11 protein-coding genes are annotated in these 14,818 nt (G+C 69.0%); 4 read left to right on the top strand and 7 right to left on the bottom strand.

All coding sequences use genetic code 11. The features are described 5' to 3' along the window. Nucleotides 1-46: 46 nt before the first annotated feature. Nucleotides 47-2,959, bottom strand: a complete 2,913-nt coding sequence (gene uvrA, locus CXQ92_RS01885; protein WP_104164803.1) for an excinuclease ABC subunit UvrA — start codon at nucleotides 2,957-2,959, stop codon at nucleotides 47-49. A gap of 85 nt (nucleotides 2,960-3,044) precedes the next feature. Further along, complete coding sequence (locus CXQ92_RS01880; protein WP_219815672.1) at nucleotides 3,045-3,422, bottom strand: GntR family transcriptional regulator; 378 nt, start codon at nucleotides 3,420-3,422, stop codon at nucleotides 3,045-3,047. A 128-nt stretch (nucleotides 3,423-3,550) separates the two neighbouring features. On the opposite strand from CXQ92_RS01880, the gene CXQ92_RS01875 reads away from it, so the two are divergent. Then, nucleotides 3,551-4,201 (top strand): MBL fold metallo-hydrolase, encoded by a 651-nt coding sequence (locus CXQ92_RS01875; protein WP_104166610.1) that lies wholly within the window; start codon nucleotides 3,551-3,553, stop codon nucleotides 4,199-4,201. 13 nt (nucleotides 4,202-4,214) lie between these two features. Here the strand turns inward: CXQ92_RS01875 and CXQ92_RS01870 are convergent, their stop codons facing one another. After that, nucleotides 4,215-4,988, bottom strand: coding sequence for a trans-aconitate 2-methyltransferase (locus CXQ92_RS01870; RefSeq protein ID WP_104164801.1), 774 nt, complete (start codon nucleotides 4,986-4,988; stop codon nucleotides 4,215-4,217). Between the two features lie 49 nt (nucleotides 4,989-5,037). Between CXQ92_RS01870 and CXQ92_RS01865 the strand changes: the two genes are divergently transcribed. From CXQ92_RS01865 to CXQ92_RS01855, 3 genes are all read left to right on the top strand, one after another. Continuing rightward, nucleotides 5,038-7,581: an RNA helicase gene (locus CXQ92_RS01865; protein WP_104164799.1), complete on the top strand. Its 2,544-nt coding sequence runs from the start codon at nucleotides 5,038-5,040 to the stop codon at nucleotides 7,579-7,581. 57 nt (nucleotides 7,582-7,638) lie between these two features. Beyond that, nucleotides 7,639-8,115, top strand: a complete 477-nt coding sequence (locus CXQ92_RS01860; RefSeq protein WP_104164797.1) for a GNAT family N-acetyltransferase — start codon at nucleotides 7,639-7,641, stop codon at nucleotides 8,113-8,115. A gap of 83 nt (nucleotides 8,116-8,198) precedes the next feature. Next, nucleotides 8,199-9,464 carry an alpha/beta fold hydrolase gene (locus CXQ92_RS01855; RefSeq protein WP_104166608.1) on the top strand — a complete coding sequence of 422 codons (1,266 nt, stop codon included), beginning with the start codon at nucleotides 8,199-8,201 and terminating at the stop codon, nucleotides 9,462-9,464. Nucleotides 9,465-9,540: 76 nt separating this feature from the next. On the opposite strand, the gene CXQ92_RS01850 is transcribed toward CXQ92_RS01855, so the two are convergent. The 4 genes from CXQ92_RS01850 to uvrB all read right to left on the bottom strand — a co-directional run bounded on the left by CXQ92_RS01850 (nucleotide 9,541) and on the right by uvrB (nucleotide 14,801). Continuing rightward, on the bottom strand, nucleotides 9,541-10,095 hold the full coding sequence (locus CXQ92_RS01850; protein ID WP_146067356.1) for a potassium channel family protein: 555 nt from the start codon (nucleotides 10,093-10,095) through the stop codon (nucleotides 9,541-9,543). Between the two features lie 27 nt (nucleotides 10,096-10,122). After that, nucleotides 10,123-11,007 carry a YhjD/YihY/BrkB family envelope integrity protein gene (locus CXQ92_RS01845; RefSeq protein WP_104164793.1) on the bottom strand — a complete coding sequence of 295 codons (885 nt, stop codon included), beginning with the start codon at nucleotides 11,005-11,007 and terminating at the stop codon, nucleotides 10,123-10,125. A 372-nt stretch (nucleotides 11,008-11,379) separates the two neighbouring features. After that, nucleotides 11,380-12,468: a TerC family protein gene (locus CXQ92_RS01835; RefSeq protein WP_104164789.1), complete on the bottom strand. Its 1,089-nt coding sequence runs from the start codon at nucleotides 12,466-12,468 to the stop codon at nucleotides 11,380-11,382. Nucleotides 12,469-12,725: 257 nt separating this feature from the next. Continuing rightward, a complete protein-coding gene (gene uvrB, locus CXQ92_RS01830; protein WP_104164786.1) occupies nucleotides 12,726-14,801 on the bottom strand; it encodes an excinuclease ABC subunit UvrB in 2,076 nt (691 codons plus the stop codon). Nucleotides 14,802-14,818: the final 17 nt, after the last annotated feature.

Below are 14,818 nucleotides of genomic sequence, written 5' to 3'. Positions count from 1 at the left end.
CAGGCGTCACCCATGCCCTCCCGCGGAGAGCGGGCGCCGGGAGACGCTACCCGGCGGCCTTCGCGAAGACCTCCTTGAGGAAGGTGCCCGTGTAGCTGCGCTCGTTCTTCGAGACCTGCTCCGGGGTGCCGGTCGCGATGATCTGTCCGCCCCCGGAGCCGCCGTCCGGCCCGAGGTCGATGACCCAGTCCGCGCTCTTGATGACGTCGAGGTTGTGCTCGATCGTGATGACGGTGTTGCCCTTGTCCACGAGGCCCTGCAGCACCAGGAGGAGTTTGCGGATGTCCTCGAAGTGCAGGCCCGTGGTCGGCTCGTCGAGGACGTAGATGCTCCGCCCGTTGGAGCGCTTCTGCAGCTCGCTCGCGAGCTTCACGCGCTGCGCCTCGCCGCCGGAGAGCGTGGTGGCGGGCTGCCCGAGCCTCACATAGCCGAGGCCCACCTCCACGAGGGTGTTGAGGTGCCGGGCGATGGGGCTGAACGCCGCGAAGAACTCGGCCCCCTCCTCGATCGGCATGTCCAGGACGTCGGCGATGGTCTTGCCCTTGTAGTGCACCTCGAGCGTCTCGCGGTTGTACCGCGCCCCGTGGCACACCTCGCAGGGGACGTAGACGTCGGGCAGGAAGTTCATCTCGATCTTCAGCGTGCCGTCACCGGAACACGCCTCGCAGCGGCCGCCCTTGACGTTGAAGGAGAAGCGCCCGGGCAGGTAGCCGCGGACCTTCGCCTCGGTGGTCTCGGCGAAGAGCTTCCGGATGTTGTCGAAGACGCCCGTGTAGGTGGCGGGGTTGGAGCGCGGGGTGCGGCCGATGGGGCTCTGGTCCACGTGGATGACCTTGTCGAGGTGCTCCAGCCCGTCGATCCGCTTGTGCCGTCCGGCCACCTGCTTCGCGCCGTTGAGCTTGTTGGCGAGCACCTTGTAGAGGATGTCGTTGACGAGGGTGGACTTGCCCGAGCCGCTGACGCCGGTGACGGCGGTGAGCACCCCGAGCGGGATCGTGGCGTCGACGTTCACGAGGTTGTGCTCGCGCGCGCCGACCACCTTCAGCTGGCGCGAGCGGTCGATCTTCCGGCGCTTCGCCGGGATCTCGATCTTCCGGCGCCCCGAGAGGTAGTCGCCGGTCAGTGACCTCTCGTTGGTGAGCAGGTCCTCGAGGAGGCCGGAGTGCACCACCTCGCCGCCGTGCTCGCCTGCGCCGGGGCCGATGTCCACGATCCAGTCGGCCTCGGCGATGGTGTCCTCGTCGTGCTCGACGACGATGAGCGTGTTGCCGAGGTTCCGCAGACGCGTCAGGGTCTCGATCAGCCGGCGGTTGTCCCGCTGGTGCAGGCCGATGGACGGCTCGTCGAGGACGTAGAGCACGCCGACGAGGCCGGAGCCGATCTGCGTGGCGAGCCGGATGCGCTGGGCCTCGCCGCCGGACAGGGTGCCCGAGGCGCGCTCGAGGTTGAGGTATTCGAGGCCGACGTCGAGGAGGAACGTCAGGCGCGCCTGGATCTCCTTGAGCACCTGGTTGGCGATCTGCGCCTCACGGCCGGTCAGGACGAGGTTGTCGAGGAAGTCGGCGCAGTCGCGCATCGGCATCGCGGAGACCTCGGCGATGTTGCGGCCGTTGATCAGGACCGAGAGCGAGGCCGGGTTCAGCCGGGCACCGCCGCAGGTGGGGCACGGGATCTCCCGCATGTACTCCTCGTACCGGTCCCGCGAGGCCTCGGACTCCGTCTCCGTGTGCTTGCGCTGGATGTACTGGATGGCGCCCTCGAAGCCCGTGCTGTACTTCCGCTCCCGGCCGAACCGGTTCCTGTACTGCACGACGACCTTGTGGTCCTTGCCGTACAGCGCGGCTTCGCGGGCGCGGTCCGGCAGCTTGCGCCAGGGCGTCCTGACGTCGAAGTTCAGCTCGGACGCGAGGCCCTCGAGCAGCCGCGTCCAGTACTCGAGGGTCGCCGTTCCGAGCGACCACGGCGCGATCGCGCCCTCGGCGAGGCTGAGGTCGGGGTTGGGGACGACGAGTTCCTCGTCGACCTCGAGCTTGGTCCCGATGCCCGTGCAGGCGGGGCAGGCGCCGAAGGGGTTGTTGAACGAGAAGGAACGCGGCTCGACCTCGTCGATGGCCAGCGGGTGCTCGTTGGGGCAGGCCAGGTGCTCGGAGAAGGCGTGCAGGCGCTTGGCGTCGTCCTCGGGGAGGTCCACGAATTCGGCGAGGACGCGGCCGTCGGCGAGCTTGAGGGCCGTCTCCACGGAGTCCGTGAGGCGCTGCCGGATACCGCTCTTCACCACGAGCCGGTCGATGATGACCTCGATGGTGTGCTTGTACTGCTTGCCCAGCTTGGGCGGGTCGCTGAGCTGGATGAGCTTGCCGTCCACCCGGGCCCGCGAGTAGCCCTTGGCCGTGAGCTCCTGGAAGAGGTCGACGAACTCGCCCTTGCGTGCCCGGACCACCGGCGCGAGGACCTGGAAGCGCGTCCCCTCCTCGAGTTCGAGGAGCTGGTCCACGATCTGCTGGGGGGTCTGCTTCGCCACCGGCTCGCCGCAGACGGGGCAGTGCGGACGTCCCACGCGCGCCCACAGCAGGCGCATGTAGTCGTAGATCTCGGTGATCGTGCCCACGGTGGAGCGCGGGTTCTTGCTGGTGGACTTCTGGTCGATCGAGACCGCGGGCGAGAGGCCCTCGATGAAGTCGACGTCGGGCTTGTCCACCTGCCCGAGGAACTGCCGTGCGTAGGCGGACAGCGATTCGACGTAGCGCCGCTGCCCTTCCGCGAAGATGGTGTCGAAGGCGAGCGAGGACTTGCCCGATCCGGACAGGCCGGTGAAGACGATCATGGCGTCACGCGGGAGGTCGAGGTCGACGTTCCGCAGGTTGTGTTCGCGTGCACCCTTGACGATCAGCCGGGACAGGTCCTGGGGAGCGGGCTCCGGGTTGTGGGCGTGCTGCTCAAGAGAATTTGCTATAGACACCAGATAACTGTAGGAGAAAAACCGTTCGAAAGCATATTCGAATAGTCCCGGATCCGCGCTGGTACGGCGCCCCTGCGCGTGCCGTTCACCCTCGGCGCAATGCCGCCCTCACCATGGCGACGGCCTCGGCCTCCGGCACCCCGGCGGAGCGGACGACGTCGGCGAACGAGTCGGCGGCGTCGGCCACGCGCCGGCGGGCGGTATCGCCTCCTGCGGCGATGACGGTGCCGGCCCGGCCCCGGGTCTCGACGACGCCGGCCTGCTCCAGCTCGCGGTAGGCCCGGGCGACGGTGTTCGCGGCGATTCCGAGGTGGGTGGCGAGTCCGCGCACGGGCGGCAGGCGCGTGCCGACGGGAGCCCTGCCCGCGTGGGCGGCGCCGAGGACGGCCTGCTTGATCTGCTCGAACGGCGGCACGGCGCTCTTCTCGTCCAGCCTGAGCCACCGCGGAATGCCCTGCTCCATGCCCTGTCCCTTCCATCGCGGGTCCGAGGGCCCTGGGCGGCCCGTCCTCCTGAGACCCTACCGCCGCCGCGGCCCGACCCCGGGGTCGTTCCCCCCGGTGCCCGAGGTGCCCTGCCTACACTGTGCTCATGACCGAGCCCCTGCACGACCTCAGCGACGTGACGATCCGCACCATCTCCGTGTCCGAGATGGACAACAACGTGTACCTGCTCACCTCGAAGTCGAGTGGCGCCCAGGTGCTGATCGACGCCGCGGACGACGCCCCCGCCATCCTCGGGCTCCTCGCCGACGCGCAGGAGGACACCGACGCCGAGGCCCGCGTGGCGCTGATCGTCACCACGCATTCGCACTGGGACCATGTCAGGGCGCTGGCGGAGGTCCGGGAGGCGACGATGGCCCGCACCGCGGCCGGCGAGGACGACGTCGCGGACATCGCCGTGCCGACGGACGTCCCGCTGAAGCACCACGACGTCGGCTCCTTCGAGGGCTTCGAGCTGGAGGCGATCCATCTCCGCGGCCACACCCCCGGGTCCGTCGCGCTCCTGTATCGCGACCCCCACGGGCCTGCGCACCTCTTCACCGGCGATTCGCTGTTCCCCGGCGGCCTCGGCAACACCCAGGGCGACGCCGACCGCTTCGCGTCCCTGTACGAGGACGTGGTGACGCGGATCTTCGACGACCTGCCCGACGACACCGTGGTGCACCCGGGCCACGGCCGGGGCACCACGCTCGGCGCGGAGCGCGGATCGCTCATGGAGTGGAAGCAGCGCGGCTGGTGACCGCGGCGACCCGTCAGGGGGACCGGTGCCCGACGGCGAAGATGCGGCGGAACCCGAACACCGTGCCGTGCTCCCCGGCGGGGTACGCCCGGCGCAGCAGTTCCCCGTAGCCTGCCTCGAACTCCTCGGCCTCGTCCGCGGACAGCGCGTCCAGGATCGGCCGCAGGCCGGTGCCGCGTACCCAGCCGAGGACGGCGTCCTCCCCCGGAAGCACCTGCTCGTACGTCGTCTCCCAGACATCCGCCTGCAGTCCCGCGGAGAGCAGGAGCCCGAGGTAGTCGGAGGGCCCGCCCACGGCATCGTCGTGGCGCAGGACGCCCTCGAGCCGGGCGGCCCACCGCGGGCTCGCCGCGTGGTCGCGCATCAGCGCGTGCGACGGTGCCGAGAAGTTGCCGGGGACCTGGACTGCGAGCCAGCCGTCCTCGGGGAGCGCCCGAGCCCATCGACTGAGCAGGCCGGCGTGACCGGGCACCCACTGGAGCGCGGCATTCGTGACGATCACGTCGTCGCCTCCCGGCGTGTAGTCGCGCAGGTCGCGGACCTCGAACCGCAGGTTCGGCAGCGCCGGCCGCTGCCGCGCGGCGTCGATCATCTCCACACTGGCGTCGAGACCGGTCACCTGCGCGTCCGGCCAGCGGTGGGCGAGCGTCTCCGTCAGATCGCCGGGGCCGCACCCGAGATCGACGACGGTGCGTGGAGCATCATGTCCCACCCGCGCGACGAGGTCGAAGAACGGCCGCCCACGATGTCCCGCGTGGCGGGCGTACAGTCCAGGATCCCAGCGCATGGCCCACCCTAACCTCCGCCGAACCGTGCACCGGTAGGCTGAACGGATCATGACGATCCAAGAGCACCTCCCCCGGCACGACGACGGCCGACTCACCGCGGACGCGGTCTACGAGGCCTTCACCGGCTGGGCGACGGGCCGCGGCCTGACCCTGTACCCGGCGCAGGACGAGGCTGCGATGGAACTGGTCTCCGGCAACAACGTCATCCTCGCGACGCCCACCGGCTCGGGGAAGTCCCTCGTCGCGATCGCCGCCCACCTGAAGTCCTTCGCCGAGGGCCGCACCAGCTACTACACGGCACCGATCAAGGCCCTCGTGTCCGAGAAGTTCTTCGCACTGTGCGACATCTTCGGACCGGAGAACGTCGGCATGATCACGGGCGACTCCGGCGTGAACCAGGACGCCCCGATCATCTGCTGCACCGCGGAGATCCTCGCCAACATCGCGCTGCGGGAGGGCGCCCAGGCGGACGTCGACACCGTGGTCATGGACGAGTTCCACTTCTACTCGGACCCTCAGCGCGGCTGGGCGTGGCAGGTGCCGCTCCTCGAACTCCCGCAGGCCCAGTTCCTCCTCATGTCGGCGACCCTCGGCGACGTCACGCGCTTCGAGAAGGACCTCACCGAGCGCACCGGCCGGGCGACGGCGACCGTCACCTCGGTGGAGCGCCCCATCCCGCTCCACTACTACTACGTCGAGACGCCCATCCAGGAGTCCCTCGAGGAACTGCTGTCCACGCGGCAGGCTCCCGTCTACGTGGTGCACTTCAGCCAGGCCGAGGCGATCGAACGCGCACAGAACCTCATGAGCGTCAACGTCTGCACCCGCGAGGAGAAGGACCGCATCGCGGAGCTGATCGCGACCTTCCGGTTCTCCGCCGGCTTCGGGAAGACCCTCAACCGGCTGGTGCGCCACGGCATCGGCGTGCACCACGCCGGGATGCTGCCCAAGTACCGGCGGCTCGTCGAGCAGCTCGCCCAGGCCGGCCTGCTCAAGGTCATCTGCGGGACCGACACCCTCGGCGTGGGCATCAACGTGCCGATCCGCACCGTGCTCCTCACCGCCCTCAGCAAGTACGACGGCGTCCGCACGCGCCTGCTCAACGCGCGGGAGTTCCACCAGATCTCGGGCCGCGCCGGCCGCGCGGGCTACGACACCGCGGGCACCGTCGTCGTCCAGGCACCCGAGCACGTCGTGGAGAACGCCAAGGCCATGGCGAAGGCGGTGTCGAAGTTCGGCGACGACCAGAAGAAGCTGCGCCAGGTGGTGCGGAAGAAGCCCCAGCAGGGCTTCGTCTCCTGGGGCAAGCCCACCTACGAGCGGCTCGTGGAGAGCATTCCGGATCCCCTGGCGTCGTCGTTCTCCGTCAGCCATTCCATGCTGCTGAACCTCCTCGAGCGGCCGGGCGACCCCTTCACGGCCACCAAGCGGCTCCTGACCGAGAACCACGAGACACGGGCGTCCCAGCTCACGCTCATGCGCCGGGCCATCGGGATCTACCGTGAACTCGTCACCGCCGGCATCGTCGAGAAGCTCCCCGAGCCCGAGCCGGACGGCCGCCGCGTACGGCTCAAGGTGCACCTGCAGGCCAACTTCGCCCTCAACCAGCCGCTCTCCCCCTTCGCGATGGCGAGCCTGGAACTGCTCGACCCGGAGGCGCCGGGCTACGCGCTCGACGTGGTCTCGGTCATCGAGGCCACGCTCGAGAAGCCCCGCCAGGTCCTCAACGCGCAGGAGAAGAAGGCCCGCGGCGAGGCGGTGGCCGCGATGAAGGCCGAGGGCATCGACTACGACGCCCGGATGGCGCGCCTCGAGGAGGTCAGCTACCCCAAGCCCCTCGAGGAACTGCTGCAGCAGGCGTTCGACGTCTATCGCGCGTCCGCGCCGTGGCTCGGCGACTTCGAGCTGGCCCCGAAATCCGTGGTGCGGGACATGTACGAGCGGGCCATGAGCTTCGGCGAGTACGTGGCGTTCTACTCCCTCACCCGGTCCGAGGGGATCCTCCTGCGCTACCTCGCCGACTGCTACAAGGCGCTGCGCCACACCGTGCCCGTCGAGGCGTTGCGCGAGGACCTCAGCGACATCCTCGAGTGGCTCGGGGAACTGGTCCGCCAGGTCGACAGCAGCCTGCTCGACGAGTGGACGCAGCTGGCGGCCGGCCTCACCCCGTCCGCCGCGGTGGACGCCGTCGACCTGCCGGACGAGCCGCCGTCCGTCACGTCCAACGAACGGGCCTTCCGCGTGATGGTGCGCAACGAGATGTTCCAGCGGGTCAAGCTCTTCGCCGACGAGCAGGACGCCGCGCTCGGCGCGCTCGACGCCGACTCCGGCTGGACCGCCGATCGTTGGGCCGAGGCCCTGGACGGCTACTTCGGCGACTACGAGGACATCGACGACGGCCCCGACGCCCGCGGGCCGAACCTCCTGCTCATCACCAGGACCCCCACCGCGTGGAAGGTGCGGCAGATCCTGAAGGACCCGGAGGGCAACAACGACTGGGGCATCAACGCCGAGATCGACCTCGCAGCATCCGACGACGCCGGCAGCCCGGTCGTCAGGATCCTCGGTGTCGGGGGGCCGGCGGCCGGCTGACCCGGCCCCGCACCGGCCGCGCCGCCTCCGGCCCTGCACCTTGGCTAGGCTGGAGGAATGACTACCATTCGGGAAGCACGGCCGGCGGACGTTCCGATCATCCTCCAGCTCATCCATGACCTGGCCCTCTACGAGCGGGAGCCGGACGCCGTCCGGAACACCGTTGCGTCGCTCGAAGCGGCCCTGTTCGGTGAGCGGCCCACGATCTACGCCCACGTGGCGGAGGTCCGCGGGGAGGTCCAGGGCTTCGCGCTCTGGTTCCTCAACTACTCCACCTGGGAGGGCGTCAACGGCATCTACCTCGAGGACCTCTACGTGCGGCCCGAGGCACGCGGAGCGGGGTACGGGAAGGCGCTCCTGGCGAACCTCGCCCGGATCGCCACCGAACGCGGTTACGCCCGCGTGGAATGGTCGGTGCTCAACTGGAACGAGCCGTCCATCCGCTTCTACGAGAGCCTCGGCGCGGCGGCGCAGTCCGAGTGGAGCACGTTCCGGCTGACGGGCGATGCGCTCGCCGACGTCGCCGCCCTGTGACCGGGCCGGCCGCCGGGCGGGACGCCCCGGATGGGACCGCTCCCGATCACACCGCGGAGCACGCCGTCGGCAGGACCGCCGTCATGCGGGGCCTGCGCGCCACCGGCCACGTGTTCCGGGTCCCGCTCGACCACGCGGACCCGGCGTCCCCCCGCATCGAGGTGTTCGCCCGCGAGTACTCCTCCACCGAACACGCCGACGACGACGTGGCCGGGCTCCCCTGGCTCCTGTTCCTGCAGGGCGGCCCGGGCGGCCGGGGCGTGCGCACCACGCAGCTCTCGGGCTGGATGAAGGCCGCGGCCCGGGACTTCCGGATCCTCATGCTCGACCAGCGCGGCACCGGGCTCTCGACGCCGGCCGACGCCGCGACGCTCGGCGTCCTGCGGACCCCGCAGGCCCAGGCCGACTACCTCGCCCACTTCCGCGCCGACTCGATCGTCGCCGATGCCGAACTCATCCGTGGTCGGCTGGGCAGCGGACCCTGGACGGTCTTCGGGCAGAGCTACGGAGGCTTCTGCACCCTCACGTACCTCTCGAAGGCGCCGGAGGGCGTCGAACGGGCGCTGATCACCGGCGGGCTGGCACCCCTGGCGGGTTCGCCCGACCGGGTGTACCGGGCGACGTTCGCGCGCGTCGAGGAACGCAACGCCGAGTACTTCGGGTGGTACCCGGAGGATCGGGACCGCGTCACGCGCATCGCCCGCCACCTCGACCGCGTGGAGGAGTTCCTCCCGAGTGGTGAGCGGCTCACGGTGCGGCGGTTCCAAATGGTCGGCTCCTTCCTCGGCGGCAACACGCGCGTCCACGGCCTCCACTACCTGCTGGAGGACGCGTTCACGACGACGGCGGACGGGCCGCGCCTGTCGGCGTCGTTCCTCGAGCAGGTCCACGCCGTCGTGAGCCGGGCGGCGCAGCCGCTCTACGCTCTGCTGCACGAGTCGATCTACTGCCAGGGGCTCGCCTCGTCGTGGTCCGCCGCGCGGGTCCTCGAGGAGTACCCCGGGTTCAGGGACGATGCCGACGAGGTCCTCCTCACCGGAGAGATGGTCTACCCGTGGTACTTCGAGGAGGACCCGGCGCTCCGCCCGCTGCGGGCGGTCGCCGACGTCCTCGCGGGGAAGACCGACTGGGGACCGCTGTACGACGCGGACGTCCTGGCGACCAACACCGTCCCGGCCGCGGCCGCCGTGTACCGCCACGACATCTACGTCGACAGGGACCTGTCGCTGGCGACGGCGGCGTCGGTACGGAACCTGGCAGTCTGGGAGACGGACGAGTTCCACCACGACGGCATCGCCGACGACGGCGAGGCGATGTTCGAGCGGCTGCTCGGTATGGCGCGCAGCTAGCGGAGAACCTCGTCGCCCGCGCCCGGGCCACCGTCCGAGCTCGCCCGGATCCGTTCCCGCGGACGTCCGGCAGGGCCTAGGAGTCAGGGTCCGAAACGGGCGCCCGTCCCTCCTGTCCTCGCCGCACCGCCCCGAGGAGAACCTGGATCCCGGCGCCGAGCACGAGCAGGTTGAGGAGCATCTGGACCATGACGACGAGGCGCGCCGGCGGGCTCGACGGCGAGATGTCCCCGAAGCCGACGGTGGTGAAGATCGTGACCGTGAAGTAGAGGGTGTCGAGGCGGGTCAGGCCCTGAGCGCCGAAGGTGTCCGGCTCGGTGCCGGCCATCACGAAATAGGTGATGGCGAACACGAGCAGGTACAGGGATCCTGTGACGGCGAGCGACTGGGTGGCTCGGACTCGCGGGTAGGCCGCCCGGGTGATCGCGCGCACCTCCCACGTGGTGACGCCGACCAGGAGCAGCAACGCGATGACGAGCGTGACCACTGGCGCATCGGTGACGAGGTCGAGGGGCAGGAGGAAGTAGAGCGCGACGAACACGACCGCCGATCCGAGAGCGCGGAGCAGTCCCAGCGCGATGAGGCGACGTCGCTTCGCCGGCGACATTGCCCGCGGATCGGGATCAGTCACGGCGGAGGCGCCGTTTCACGATTCCAGCTACCGCAAGCCATGTCGGTGGCGGCTGTTCGATGCCGTGGGAGGTGCAGCCCTCTCACCCGAGTGGCTCCACAGTCGCCCGATCATGGCGAGGTGGACGACGCGCCCGACGGTCAGCGAGGCGAGAAGCACGGCCATGAGCACGAACAGCCATCCGATGTACGAGAAGGCCAGGCCGAGGACACCGAACTCGTCGGCCGAGGCCGCGAAGACCCGGGGAAGGTAGACGCGGCCGACTGCCGTGGCCCCGGCGATTCCCAGTCCGGCGAGGATCGATCCCGGCAGGAGTGCCTGCAGGCTGACGGTGCGGTTGACCACGAGCCATGAGGCGATCCACCACAGCAGGCACCAGATCGCCGCCTCCAGGGTGAATCCGAGCACCGAGATGGCGCCCGTGCCACGCACGACGCTGCGGGTGGTGATGATCAGCAGGAGCCCGATGACGATGGCGATGATCGCAGCGACCCAGCGCCAGGCGAAACGGAGGCCCACCTTCGGTGTTTTCCAGATCTTGCGGAAGCAGCGCTCGAGTGCCCGGGTGAAGGCGGTCGCGGCGATGAGCAGCAGCAACACACTGGCGACCTGCGTGAAGGTGATTCCCTCGGCAGGGTCCGGCATGGACTGCTGCACGAGTTCTGCCGTGTCCTGGTCGAGGCTGAGACTCTCGGCGAAGAGCGAGTCCGCCTCCGGGTTCACGCTTCCCCGCAACGAACCGGTCACGATGAGGATCGGCAGGATGGACGTGAACGCCTGGGCCGCGAGCGTCATCGCCCGATCGAAGAGCTCGAGGTCGCGGAGGTCGCGGAGGGAGCGCACCACGACGCGCCCCGCCGTCGAGCGCACGCCGGCCCGCATGAGCCTGTTCGCCTGCAACTGGATCGGCACTGCCCCGCCTCACTCCACGATGTCTTCGACGTCGGACCCGAGGGCCGGGTCATGCTCGCCGAAGGGCGGGGCGGATGGGCCTCCCGCCATGAGTGCTGCGATCTGCTTCCTGTGGTTCGAGGCCACATCGTCCTCCGCGTCGTCCGTGGGGCGGGTGGTTCCGGTCCTGCCATCGAGCGGCGGGACCGGAACGACTCCGTGGTCATCACCATTGGACGACCCCACGGCGGGCGCCGCATCACGTGGACAGGGTGAGAAGCCCGTCCCGCTGTCGAGGCCACCGCCGTTCCTCCCCGGGACGGCCGGCACACAGAAGGGACCCCGCACGCGGTGTGCGGGGTCCCTTCGTCTCGCGCGGGTTGCGGGTGGAGCCTAGCGGCGGGGCCCCTGCACCTCGGCCTCGTCGGCAGCCTCGGCGAGCCCGTCGTCGACCGCGGGGGCGTCCGACGCGCCGTGCGTGGCCTCGTTCGTGGTCTCGTCGGTGGCCGTGCCGGTGACCCTGGAGCGGATGAGGCTGGCGATCACGGCGACCACGATGGTGGCGACGATCACGGCCAGTGACACGAAGGTCGGGATTTCGGGGGCCCATTCGATGTGCTCGCCACCGTTGATGAACGGCAGTTCATTGACGTGCATGGCGTGCAGGATGAGCTTGATGCCGATGAACGCGAGGATCACGGAGAGCGCGTGCTTGAGGTAGATGAGGCGCGTCATCAGGCCGCCGAGCAGGAAGTACAGCTGGCGAAGGCCCATGAGCGCGAAGATGTTCGCCGTGAACACGATGAAGGCGCTCTGCGTGAGGCCGAAGATCGCGGGGATGGAGTCGACGGCGAACAGGAGATCGGTAAGGCCGATCGTCACGAAGACGATCAGCATCGGCGTGAAGACCTTCTTGCCGTCGACCACGGTGCGGATCTTGTTGCCGTCGTAGGAGTCGGACATCGGCAGGACCGAGCGGAGCTTCGCGATGAGCTTGTTGTCACCGGCGTCCGCCTCGTCCTCGCCCCCGTCGGTGGCCTGCTTGTAGGCGGTGTAGAGGAGGAAAGCGCCGAAGATGAAGAAGATCCAGCTGAAGTTCTCGATCACGGCGGCACCGAGGGCGATGAAGATCCCGCGCAGTACCAGGGCGATGATGATGCCCACCATGAGCACCTCCTGCTGGTACTTCCGGGGCACCGAGAAGCGCGCCATGATGATGATGAACACGAAGAGGTTGTCGATGCTGAGGCTGTACTCGGTGATCCAGCCGGCCACGAACTGGCCGCCGTACTCCGGCCCGGTGAAGACGAACATCAGGGCGGCGAACACCAGGGCGAGGCCTACGTAGAACGCGACCCAGAGTCCCGCTTCCTTCATCGAGGGCTCATGCGGGCGCTTGACCACGAGCAGCAGATCGAACAGCAGGATCAGGCCGAGCACGATGAACGTGCCGACCTCGAACGCTACGGGCAATGCGGGCATGAAGTACCTTCCGGGGGTGCTGTGGGTCGCCGTGAGTCTCTCCGCCGCCGGGTCGAGCCGGCCGGCCGCTACGCCCGGCGGGGCAGTTGTGCCCCGCGTGCTGACGTCCGTAGCGCTTAGGGATACTCCCTCACGTCGGCATAATGCTACCCGGCGAGCGGGAAGGCCGACGAACCAGCCCCCTAAGTGCTCCTCCGCCGGCCTTCTTGACACGGTGCTGGAGGTCCTGCAGGCCGCGACCAGCGGCCCGCCTGGACTCAGGCGTGCCCGGCGGACTGCATCTGCCGCAGCTCCTTCTTCAGGTCGCCCACCTCGTCGCGCAGGCGCCCGGCCAGCTCGAACTGCAGCTCGGCGGCGGCCGCGTGCATCTGGTCCGTGAGCTGCTGGATCAGGTCCGTGAGGTCCTCGGCGGGAACCGATGCCAGGCCTGCGTGGCGCCCGGCGCCCTTCTTCGGTTTCCGGGACTTGCCGGCTTCCTCGAGCAGGGCGCGGGTGTCGGCGTCCTCGCGGTTGATCGTGTCGGTGATGTCGGCGATCCGCTTCCTGAGCGGCGTGGGGTCGATGCCGTGCTTCAGGTTGTGGGCCACCTGGATCTCCCGGCGCCGGTTGGTCTCGTCGATCGCGCGCTCCATCGAGTCCGTGATGCGGTCCGCGTACATGTGGACCTCCCCGGACACGTTGCGTGCTGCACGTCCGATCGTCTGGATGAGGGACGTCGCGCTGCGGAGGAAGCCCTCCTTGTCCGCGTCGAGGATGCTGACGAGCGACACCTCGGGCAGGTCGAGCCCCTCGCGCAGCAGGTTGATGCCCACCAGGACGTCGAAGGTCCCCATACGCAGTTCGCGCAGCAGCTCCACCCGGCGCAGCGTGTCGACGTCGGAGTGGAGGTACTCGACCTTCACCCCGTGCTCGAGCAGGTACCCGGTGAGGTCCTCGGCCATGCGCTTGGTGAGCGTGGTGACCAGGACGCGCTCGTTGATCGCCACGCGCTTCCGGATCTCGTCCAGCAGGTCGTCGATTTGGCCCTTGGTGGGCTTGACGACCACCTCGGGATCGACGAGGCCGGTCGGGCGGATGATCTGCTGCACGAAGCCGTCGGCCTTGCCCAGCTCGTACTTGCCCGGGGTGGCGGACAGGTAGACCGTCTGCCCGATGCGGTCCTGGAACTCGTCCCACTTCAGCGGGCGGTTGTCCATCGCGGACGGCAGGCGGAACCCGTGGTCCACGAGGGTCCGCTTCCTCGAGGAGTCACCCTCGTACATGGCACCGATCTGCGGGATGGTCACGTGCGATTCGTCGACGACCAGCAGGAAGTCGTCGGGGAAGTAGTCGAGCAGGCAGTGGGGCGCCGAGGCGGGGTCGCGGCCGTCGATGTGCCGTGAGTAGTTCTCGATGCCGTTGCAGAAGCCCATCTGCTGCATCATCTCGAGGTCGTACGTCACCCGCATGCGGAGGCGCTGGGCCTCGACCAGCTTGTTCTGCGCTTCGAGTTCCGCCAGGCGCTGCTGCAGTTCGTCCTCGATGTCCTTGATCGCCCGCGTCATGCGGTCCTCGCCCGCGACGTAGTGGGAGGCGGGGAAGACGTACATCTCCTCCTCCTCGCGGATCACGTTCCCGGTCAGCGGGTCGAGGGTGTAGATGTTCTCCACCTCGTCCCCGAAGAACTCGATCCGCAGCGCGTGCTCCTCGTACATGGGGATGATCTCCACGGTGTCACCGCGCACCCGGAACGTGCCGCGGTGGAAGTCCATGTCGTTCCGCGTGTACTGCATGCCCACGAACTGCCGCAGCAGTGCATCCCGGTTCATCTGGTCGCCGCGGCGCAGCGTCACCATCTTGTTGATGTACTCCTCGGGCGTGCCGAGGCCGTAGATGCAGGAGACCGTGGCGACGACGATGACGTCGCGGCGCGTGAGCAGCGCGTTGGTCGCGGAGTGCCGGAGGCGCTCGACCTCTTCGTTGATGGAGGAGTCCTTCTCGATGAAGGTGTCCGTCTGCGGGACGTAGGCCTCGGGCTGGTAGTAGTCGTAGTACGAGACGAAGTACTCGACGGCGTTGTTGGGCAGCAGCTCCCGGAACTCGTTGGCGAGCTGCGCGGCGAGCGTCTTGTTCTGCACCATGACCAGGGTGGGGCGCTGCACCTGCTCGATCAGCCAGGCGGTCGTGGCGCTCTTGCCGGTGCCGGTGGCGCCGAGGAGGACGACGTCCTTCTCCCCCGCGTTGATGCGCTCCGCCAGTTCCTTGATGGCCGTGGGCTGGTCGCCCGCCGGCGTGTACTCGCTGATGACCTCGAACGGGGCGACCACACGCTTGATTTCCTGCGCAAGACTCATGTCTCAACGGTAGTCCC

Origin of the sequence: Arthrobacter sp. SX1312, assembly GCF_002929295.1 — a bacterium.
Taxonomy (GTDB): domain Bacteria; phylum Actinomycetota; class Actinomycetes; order Actinomycetales; family Micrococcaceae; genus Arthrobacter_D.
This window is presented reverse-complemented; position numbering and strand designations above follow the sequence as displayed.

Bases quoted from the DNA above. Each gene is read 5' to 3' on its own strand.
- CXQ92_RS01835 (WP_104164789.1), bottom strand. From the start codon at position 12,468: ATGCCCGCATTGCCCGTAGCGTTCGAGGTCGGCACGTTCATCGTGCTC.
- CXQ92_RS01875 (WP_104166610.1), top strand. From the start codon at position 3,551: ATGACCGAGCCCCTGCACGACCTCAGCGACGTGACGATCCGCACCATC.
- uvrB (WP_104164786.1), bottom strand. From the start codon at position 14,801: ATGAGTCTTGCGCAGGAAATCAAGCGTGTGGTCGCCCCGTTCGAGGTC.
- CXQ92_RS01865 (WP_104164799.1), top strand. From the start codon at position 5,038: ATGACGATCCAAGAGCACCTCCCCCGGCACGACGACGGCCGACTCACC.
- CXQ92_RS01855 (WP_104166608.1), top strand. From the start codon at position 8,199: ATGCGGGGCCTGCGCGCCACCGGCCACGTGTTCCGGGTCCCGCTCGAC.
- CXQ92_RS01870 (WP_104164801.1), bottom strand. From the start codon at position 4,988: ATGCGCTGGGATCCTGGACTGTACGCCCGCCACGCGGGACATCGTGGG.
- CXQ92_RS01880 (WP_219815672.1), bottom strand. From the start codon at position 3,422: ATGGAGCAGGGCATTCCGCGGTGGCTCAGGCTGGACGAGAAGAGCGCC.
- CXQ92_RS01860 (WP_104164797.1), top strand. From the start codon at position 7,639: ATGACTACCATTCGGGAAGCACGGCCGGCGGACGTTCCGATCATCCTC.